The 9,706-nt window shown below is 73.0% G+C and carries 1 protein-coding gene; it reads right to left on the minus strand.

From position 1 onward, the window contains the following. Positions 1-50 precede the first annotated feature (50 nt). A complete protein-coding gene (locus AB0E24_RS16915; protein WP_359377757.1) occupies positions 51-9,665 on the minus strand; it encodes a type I polyketide synthase in 9,615 nt (3,204 codons plus the stop codon). Between the last annotated feature and the right edge of the window lie 41 nt (positions 9,666-9,706).

Consider the following 9,706-nt stretch of genomic DNA (forward strand, 5'->3'; position numbering starts at 1 on the left):
TCACCCATGGAAGTAGTAAGGAACGACCCTCGGGAACCGACCGCGCCAGCTCAGGAGATCCCGAGCTCCTTGTCGATGAAGTCGAAGATCTCGTCCGACGTCGCCGACTGAATCTTGTCCGAAACCGCCTTCTTGCCGGAGTTGCGCGAATCCTGCTCCGCCTCTCCCCACTTCAGAAGGAGCGTCTGCAAACGTGTCGTGATCCTCGGCCGGTCCACGTCGTCGGCGGAGATCGTGGCCATCGCCGCTTCGATCCGGTCCAGCTCACCGAGGATCGGTGCGGCCGCCGAGACCCCGTCCTGGACGACATCGGTACGCAGTCGCCGGGCGAGCGCCACGGGCGTCGGGTGGTCGAAGACGATCGTCGCGGGCAGGCGCAGGCCCGTCGCCGCGTCGAGCCGGTTGCGCAGTTCGACGGCGGTCAGCGAGTCGAAGCCGAGTTCCCGGAAGGCCCGCTGGGACTCGACCGACTCCACCGACGGGAACCCGAGCACGACCGCCACCTGGGTGGTGACCAGGTCGAGCAGCGCTCGTTCCTGCTCCGCCTCCGGCAGTCCGGCGAGCCGCTCGCGCAGTTCCGAACCACCGGTCTCGAACTGCGCGGAGGCACCGCCCGCAGTCGCGGCCTCCAGGATCCGCCGCGCCTCGGGCATCTCGTCCAGCAGCCTGCTGGCCCGTACGGCGGTGTAGGACGGGACGAATCGCTCCCAGTCGAGGTCGGCGATGGCGAGATGTGTCTCCTGGAGGTCGAGGGCCTGCTGGAGGGCCATGACCGCCAGCTCCGGCGTCATCGCGGCCATGCCGCCGCGCCGCAGCCGGTCCTCCAGCGCCCCGTCGACCGCCATACCGCCCTCGGCCCACGGGCCCCAGGCCACCGAGGTGGCTGCGAGACCCTGGGCCCTGCGCTGCTGCGCCAGGGCGTCGAGGTAGGCGTTGGCCGCCGCGTAACTGCCCTGGCCCGCCCCGCCGATCGCCCCGGCGAGCGAGGAGAACAGCACGAACGCGGACAGGTCGAGACCCTCGGTGAGCTCGTGCAGATGACGGGCCCCGGCCACCTTGGGACGCAGCACGCCCGCGACCCGCTCCACCGACATCGAGTCCAGGACGCCGTCGTCCAGGACGCCCGCCGCGTGCACCACGGCGTTCAGCGGATACCGCTCCGGGATGGCGGCCAGTACGGCGGCCAGGGCCTCGCGGTCGGCGGTGTCACAGGCCGCGATGGTCACCTCGGCGCCCAGGGCGGTGAGTTCGTCGCGCAGTTCGGCCGCGCCGTCGGCTTCCGGGCCACGGCGGCTGGTCAGCACCAGGTGCTCGGCGCCGGCGCCCGCCAGCCACCGGGCCACCTGGCTGCCCACTCCCCCGGTGCCACCGGTCACCAGCACCGAGCCGCGCGCGCTCCACGGCCGGGCCGTGGTCCGCGGCGCCGCGGCCCGCACCAGGCGCCGGGTGAACACGCCGGACGTGCGCACCGCCACCTGGTCCTCGAACTCGCCCGCGCCACCGCCCAGCACACCGGACAGCCGGTTCGCGGCCCGCTCGTCCAGCGCCTCCGGGAGGTCCACCAGACCGCCCCACAGCCGGGGGTGTTCCAGTCCGGCGACCCGGCCGAGGCCCCAGATCTGCGCCTGGGCCGCGCTGCGCAGAGTGTCGGATCCGGTCACCGATACGGCACCTCGCGTCGCCACCCACAACGGGGCCTCGACACCGGCGTCCACGAGTGCCTGCAACGCGACGAGGTTCAGCGCGAGCCCGCTCGGCACGACCGTGTGCTCGGGGCTGGGGCTCTCGTCCAGAGCCAGCAGGGAGAGCACCCCGCTGACGGCCCCGTCCGACGCGCCCTCGGCCGCCGTGCGCAGCCGCTCGGCGACCGCCGCGCGATCGATGTCCGCCGCGCCGTCGAGCACGATCCGCGCCACGTCGGCGCCCTGCCGCTCGAGCATGGTCACCGCGGAGGTGACCAGCTCGTCGTCGGCGTACGGCGCGGGAACCATGACCATCCAGGTGCCGGTCAGCGCCCGCTCCGCGAGCTCGGACACCGCGTTCCATGCGATCTGATAGCGCCAGCCGTCCACCGTGGACCGTTCGCGGTGGCCCTTGCGGTACGACGACAGGGCGGGGAGCACCTCGGTCAGCGAGGCGTTTCCGTCCACGTGCAGCGCGGCGGTCAGCGCCTCGAGGTCCTCGCGCTCGACCGCGTCCCAGAACCGGGCGTCGACCGAGTCCACGGCGGCGGTGTCGGAGCCACCGCTCTCGGGGGCGTCCAGCCAGTACCTCTGGCGCTGGAACGCGTACGTCGGCAGCTCGACCCGCCGGACGTCCTGGCCCGCGAACATGGCCTCCCAGTCGACGGTGGCGCCATGGACGTGGAGTTCGGCCAGGGCCGTCGTCAGCGCCTGGGCCTCGGGGCGGTCCTTGCGCAGCGCGGGCACCACGACGGGGGCCGAAGCCTCCTCCGCCGTCAGGCACTCCCGTGCCATCGCCGCGAGCACACCGTCGGGGCCGACCTCGAAGAACCTGGTCACGCCCGCGTTCTCCAGGGAGCGCAGCCCGTCCAGGAAGCGCACCGCCTCCCGCACATGGCGCACCCAGTACTCCGGCGAGCACACCTCGTCGGCGCCCGCCGACTTGCCCGTCAGGTTGGACACCAGGGCGATGGCGGGCGGGGCGAACGAGAGCCCTTCGACGACCTTGCGGAAGTCGTCCAGCATCGCGTCCATGCGCGGCGAGTGGAAGGCATGGCTGACCCGCAGCCGACGGGTCTTACGACCCTGCTCCGACCACTGTTCGGCGATCTCCAGCGCCGCGGCCTCGTCACCGGCGATGACCACCGCGTTCGGGCCGTTCACGGCGGCGATGCTCACCTCGGCCGCACGACCGGTCAGCGAGGGAGCGATCTCCTCCTCGGACGCCTCGATGGCGACCATCGCCCCGCCCTCGGGCAGGGCCTGCATCAGCCGGCCACGGGCGGCCACCAGCGTGCACGCGTCCTCCAGCGAGAACACCCCGGCCACATGCGCGGCGGCGATCTCACCGATGGAGTGGCCGATCACCACATCCGGCGCCACGCCCCAGGCGGACAGCAGCCGGAACAGCGCCACCTCGATGGCGAAGAGCGCGGGCTGGGTGAACGCCGTCTGGTTCAGCAGCTCGGCGTCGGCACCGCCCTCGGCCGCGAACATCACCTCCTTCAGCGGACGGTCCAGCAGCACATCCAGGTGGGCGCACACCTCGTCCAGCGCACGGGCGAACACCGGGAACGCCTCGTACAACTCCCGGCCCATACCGACGCGCTGGGCGCCCTGACCCGAGAACAGGAAGGCCGTGATCCCCGTCGGAGTCGCGACCGAGCGCACGACGCCGGGGGCCTCCTCGCCGGTGGCGACGGCCTCGAGCCCGCGCAGCAGCTCCGCACGGTCCGCGCCGGTCAGCACGGCACGGTGCTCGAACACCGACCGGGTGGCGACCAGGGAGTAGCCGATGTCCTTCAGGCTCAGCTCCGGACGTGCGGTCAGCTGTGCCCGCAGCCGCCGCGCCTGGGCCCGCAGCCCGTCCGCACTCCGGGCGGAGAGCGTCCAGGGCGCCACGCCACGGTCGTCGGGAGCCGTCGACTCGGCCGGTCGCGTGTCCTCGGCGTCCGAGGGGGCCTGCTCGATGATGGTGTGCGCGTTGGTGCCGCTGACGCCGAACGCGGAGACACCGGCCCGGCGCGGCTGCCCGGTCTCGGGCCACGCGGTGGCCTCGGTCAGCAGCCGCACCTCGCCCGCCGTCCAGTCCACCTGCGGCGACGGCTCGTCCACGTGCAGCGTCTTCGGCAGTACGCCGTGCCGCATCGCCATGACCATCTTGATGACACCGGCGAGTCCGGACGCGGCCTGGGTGTGGCCGATGTTCGACTTCAGCGCGCCCAGCAGCAGCGGGCGGCCCTCCGGCCGCTCCTTGCCGTACGTGGCCAGCAGCGCCTGCGCCTCGATCGGGTCACCCAGCGAGGTGCCCGTACCGTGTGCCTCGACCGCGTCCACCTCGGCGGCCGACACCCCGGCGCTGGCCAGCGCCTGGCGGATCACCCGCTGCTGCGAGGGGCCATTGGGCGCCGTCAGTCCGTTGCTGGCGCCGTCCTGGTTGATCGCGGAGCCCCGCACGATGCCCAGCACCTGGTGGCCGTTGCGCCGCGCGTCCGACAGCCGCTCCACGAGCAGCACATCGGCGCCCTCGCTCCAGCCCGTACCGTCCGCCGCGGCCGCGAACGGCTTGCAGCGGCCGTCAGGCGCGAGCCCGCCCTGCCGGCTGAACTCCACGAACGCCATCGGAGTGGCCATCACCGCCACACCGCCGACCAGCGCCATGTCGCACTCGCCCTGGCGCAGCGACTGGCAGGCCAGATGCAGGGCCACCAGCGACGAGGAACAGGCGGTGTCCACCGTGACGGCGGGGCCTTCCAGGCCGTAGGTGTAGGCGAGACGGCCGGAGACGACGCTGCCGGCGTTGCCGGTCAGCAGATGGCCCTCGACGTCCTCGGGCACCGTCTCCAGGTTGGTGCCGTATCCGGAGCCCGAGAAGCCGACGAACACACCGGTCTGGCTGCCCCGCACCGAGGCGGGGTTGATGCCCGCCCGCTCGAACGCCTCCCAGGAGGTCTCCAGGAGCAGGCGCTGCTGCGGGTCGGTCGCCAGGGCCTCACGGGGCGAGATCCCGAAGAAGCCCGGGTCGAACTCGCCCGCGTCGTAGAGGAATCCGCCTTCACGGGCGTAGAACGTGCCCGGCCGGTCCGGGTCCGGGTCGTACATGCCCGACAGGTCCCAGCCGCGGTCCGACGGGAACGACGAGATGGCGTCACCGCCGCCGTCGACCAGCTGCCACAGGTCCTCCGGGCTCCGCACGCCGCCGGGCAGGCGGCAGCTCATGGAGACGATCGCGATGGGCTCGTCGTCCGCGCCGGACCCGGCGTTGGCCCCGGAGCCGGTGGTCGGCGCCGGGGACGTGGTGCCCAGCACCTCGGCGCGCAGATGCGCCGCGAGCACACCGGCGCTGGGGTAGTCGAAGACCAGCGTGGCGGGAAGGCCGAGACCGGTCTCGGCGGCCAGCCGGTTGCGCAGGTCGACCGCGGTCAGCGAGTCGAAGCCCAGATCGCGGAAGGCCCGGTTCGGCTCGACCATCTCGGCGGAGGCGTAGCCGAGTACGGAGGCGGCGTGCTTGCGCACCAGATCGAGCAGCGCCCGGTCCCGCTCGCCCTCGGTGAGCGGCTTGAGCCGCTCGCGCAGTTGCGCCCCGGCGGCGTCGGCGCTCTCGCCGTCACCGCCCTTCGTCTCCAGCGCCCGGACCTCGTCGAGATCGCTCAGGAACGGGCTGGGCCGGACCGCGGTGAACGAGGGCGCGAACCGCTCCCAGTCCACGTCCACGACGGTCACCACACCGTCGTCACCGGCCACCGCGCGCTCCAGAGCGGCGATCGCCAACTGGGGTGCCATCGCGGGCAGTCCGCGCCGCGCCAGCTGCTCCCCCGCGTCGTCCCGGGTGGCCATGCCGCCCTCGGCCCACGGGCCCCAGGAGACGGCGGTGCCCGCGAGACCCCGGGCACGGCGCCGCTCCACCAGCGCGTCCAGGAAGGCGTTTCCGGAACCGTAGACGCCCTGGCTGCCGCCGCCCCACACACCGGAGATGGAGGAGAAGACCACGAACGCGTCGAGCTCGCGGTCGCCGAGCAGCTCGTCCAGGTTGACGGCGCCCGCCACCTTGCCGGATACGACCGTGGCCGCGTCGGCGAGCTCCGTCTCCAGCAGGGAGGCCGCGAGCGTGACACCCGCCGCGTGCACCACCGCGGTGAGCGGCCGGTGCTCCGGCACGGCGTCCAGGACGGCGGCGAGCGCGTCGCGGTCCGCCGCGTCGCACGCGGCCACCGTCACCTCGGCGCCCATGCCCTCCAGCTCCGCCTTCAACTCGGCGGCGCCTTCGGCCTCCAGACCGCGACGGCTGGTGAGCACCAGGTGCTCGGCGCCACTACGGACCAGCCAGCGGGCCACCAGGCCGCCGAGCCCACCCGTGCCACCGGTCACCAGCACGGTGCCGCGCGCCCGCCACGAGGTCCCGTCGCCGACGGCCGCGGCCGAGCGCACCAGACGGCGTACGAAGACACCGGAGCCGCGCACCGCCACCTGATCCTCGCCGCCCTCGACGGACAGCACACCGGCCAGCCGCTCAGCGCCGCGCCGGTCCAGCGACTCGGGCAGATCGACCAGACCGCCCCACAGCGGCGGCAGCTCCAGACCGGCCACCCGGCCCAGCGCCCAGATCATCGCCTGCGCCGGGCTGGTGAGCCGGTCCGAACGGCCCACCGAGACGGCGCCGCGCGTACCGCACCACAGCCGGGCCGGAACATCGGCCTCGACCATGGCCCGCACCAGCACCAGGGTCAGCGCATAGCCGCCGGTCAGCGCCGGATGGCCGGGGCAGGGCCGCTCGTCCAGGGCGAGCAGCGACAGCACACCGCCCAGCTCGGGCGCCTCGGCGGCCGCCTGGCGCAGCCGCTCCGCCAGCACATCCGTGTCGAGGTCCCGCTCGTCCACCGCGACCGGGACCACGCCCGCGCCATGCCGCTCGAGCCCGGCGAGGACGCCCGAGACCAGTTCGTCCTCGGCGCGGGAGGCCGGAACCACCACGAGCCACGTCCCCGACAGCGAGCCGTCGGCCGCGTCGGAGAGCGGCTTCCACGAGACCCGATAGCGCCAGCCGTCAATCGTGGACTGGTCGCGGTTGTTGCGGTGATACGCGGACAGGGCGGGCAGCACCGCGCTCAGCGGCGCCTCGCTGTCGACCGCCAGCGCCCCGGCCAGGGACTCCAGGTCCTGGCGCTGCACCACGTCCCAGAACCGCTCGTCGACGGAGCCGGTGCCATCGGCCGCGCCTCCGCCGGGCGGCAGGCCGAATCCATCGAGCCAGTAGCGCTCGCGCTGGAAGGCGTAGGTCGGCAGCTCGACCCGGCGGGCGCCACGGCCCTCCAGGGTGATCGCCCAGTCGACCTTGGTGCCACGCGCGAACACCTCGGCGGCGGAGGTCAGGAACCGCTCCAGGCCACCCTCGTCGCGGCGCAGCGTGCCGATGACCACGGCCTGTGCTTCGGCGGCCTCCACGGTCTGCTGCACGGGAAGGGTGAGCACCGGATGCGGGCTCACCTCGATGAAGATGGCGTGCCCGGTGTCGAGCAGGGTGCGGGTGGTGGCCTCCAGCTCAACGGTCTGCCGCAGATTCCGGTACCAGTACTCGGCATCCAGACCGGCCGTGTCCACCAGCTCACCGGACACCGTGGAGTAGAACGGCACCTCGGAGGTACGGGGCTTCAGATCCGCCAGAACCATCAGCAACTCATCATGGATCGCCTCCACATGAGCGGAGTGCGAGGCGTAGTCCACCGGGACACGGCGAACGCGGATCTCCTCACCCTCCAGCTGAGCGACCATCTCGTCCAGCGCCCCCGGGTCACCGGAGACCACGACCGAGCCGGGGCCGTTGACCGCGGCGACCGAAATGGCGCCGTCCCAGGCGGCGATGCGCTCCTTGACCTGATCGACCGGCAGCCCGACCGACACCATGCCACCACGACCCGCAAGACCGGCGGCGATGGCCTGCGACCGCAGCGCGACCACCTTGGCGGCGTCCTCCAGCGACAGCGCACCCGCGACGCAGGCCGCGGCGATCTCGCCCTGGCTGTGACCCATCACCGCATCGGGCTCCACACCCACCGAACGCCACAGCTTCGCCAGCGACACCATCACCGCGAACAACACCGGCTGAACGACATCCACCCGGTCAAAGCCGGGAGCACCCTCGGCACCACGCAGCACCTCGGTCAGCGACCAGTCCACATACGCCGACAGCGCCGTCTCACACTCGCCGATCGCCTCCGCGAACACCGGCGAGGACTCCAGCAGGCCCACCGCCATGCCCATCCACTGCGCCCCCTGACCGGGGAACACGAAGACCGAGCGGCCGCGCACATCGGCCACGCCACGCGTCACCCCCGAGGCCACCTCGTCCCCGGCCAACGCGCCCAGCCGCTCCAGGAGTTGCTCACGGTCGGCACCCGTCACGACCCCGCGGTGCTCGAACACCGACCGGGTCGCCACCAGCGAGTGCGCCACATCCGTGGCGCCCAGCTCCGGGCGCTCCGCGAGAAACTCCCGCAGCCTGCCCGCCTGTGCCCGCAGCCCGGCCGCGCTGCGGCCGGACACCACCCACGCCACCGGACCGTCGGCGACCTCGGCCTCGGCCTCCTCCGCCTCCTCGGCTTCCGGGGCCTCCTCCAGGATCGCGTGCGCGTTCGTGCCGCTGATGCCGAACGAGGACACGCCGGCCCGCCGGGGCTGCTCGGTCTCGGGCCAGGGGACCGACTCGTTGAGCAGCCGGATGTCGCCCTCGGACCAGTCCACCTGGGTGGACGGCTCATCCGCGTGGAGGGTCTTGGGCAGCACGCCCTCGCGCATGGCCATCACCATCTTGATGACCCCACCGACACCGGCGGCGGCCTGGGAGTGGCCGATGTTGGACTTCAGCGAGCCCAGCCAGAGCGGCCGGTCCTCCGCCCGCTCCTTGCCGTAGGTGGCCAGCAGCGCCTGCGCCTCGATCGGGTCACCCAGCGAGGTGCCCGTGCCGTGCGCCTCCACCGCATCCACATCGGCCGGTGTCAGGCCCGCGTTCTTGAGCGCCTGGCGGATCACACGCCGCTGCGAGGGGCCGTTGGGAGCCGTCAGACCGTTGCTCGCGCCGTCCTGGTTGATCGCGGAGCCCCGTACGACGGCCAGTACGGGGTGGCCGTTGCGCCGGGCGTCCGAGAGCCGCTCCAGGAGGAGCAGGCCCACGCCCTCGGCCCAGCCGGTGCCGTCGGCGCCCGCGCCGAACGCCTTGCACCGGCCGTCGGGAGCGAGCCCGCCCTGCCGGCTGAACTCGACGAACATGCTGGGGGTGAACATGACCGCGACGCCGCCCGCCAGGGCCAGCGAGCACTCCTCCTGACGGAGCGCCTGGCAGGCCCAGTGCAGGGCGACCAGCGACGACGAGCACGCGGTGTCCACCGTCACGGCGGGCCCCTCCAGGCCCAGGGTGTAGGCCACCCGGCCGGACACCACGGAGGTGGCGTTGCCCGCGAGCAGCAGTCCCTCGACGCCTTCGGGCATCTCGCTCACCCCGGCGCCGTAGCCGGAGGGCGAGGCGCCGACGAACACACCGGCCTGGCTGCCCCGCACCGACGCCGGGTCGATCCCGGCGCGCTCGAACGCCTCCCACGCGGTCTCCAGCAGCAGCCGCTGCTGGGGGTCGGTGGCGAGCGCCTCCCGTGGGCTCATGGAGAAGAAGCCGGGGTCGAAGTCGCCCGGGGTGTCCAGGAATCCGCCCTCGCGGACGGAGAAGGTTCCGGACCGCTCCGCGTCGGGGTCGAAGAAGCCATCGACGTCCCAGCCCCGGTCGGGCGGGAACTCGGTGACGCCGTCGCCGCCCTCGGCGACGAGCCGCCACAGCTCCTCGGGGGTCTTCACACCTCCGGGGTACCGGCAGCTCATCGCCACGATGGCGATGGGCTCCCGGTCCCGCTCCTCCACCTGTCGAAGTCGTCGACGAGCCTGACGCAGGTCAGCCGTCACCTTCTTGAGGTAGTCAAGGAGTTTTTCGTCTTCCGCCACTATCCCCAGCCCCTTGAAACACTCTGTGAGTTCCAGCTCGC

Origin of the sequence: Streptomyces malaysiensis subsp. malaysiensis (assembly GCF_040653035.1) — a bacterium.
Taxonomy (GTDB): Bacteria; Actinomycetota; Actinomycetes; order Streptomycetales; family Streptomycetaceae; genus Streptomyces; species Streptomyces malaysiensis.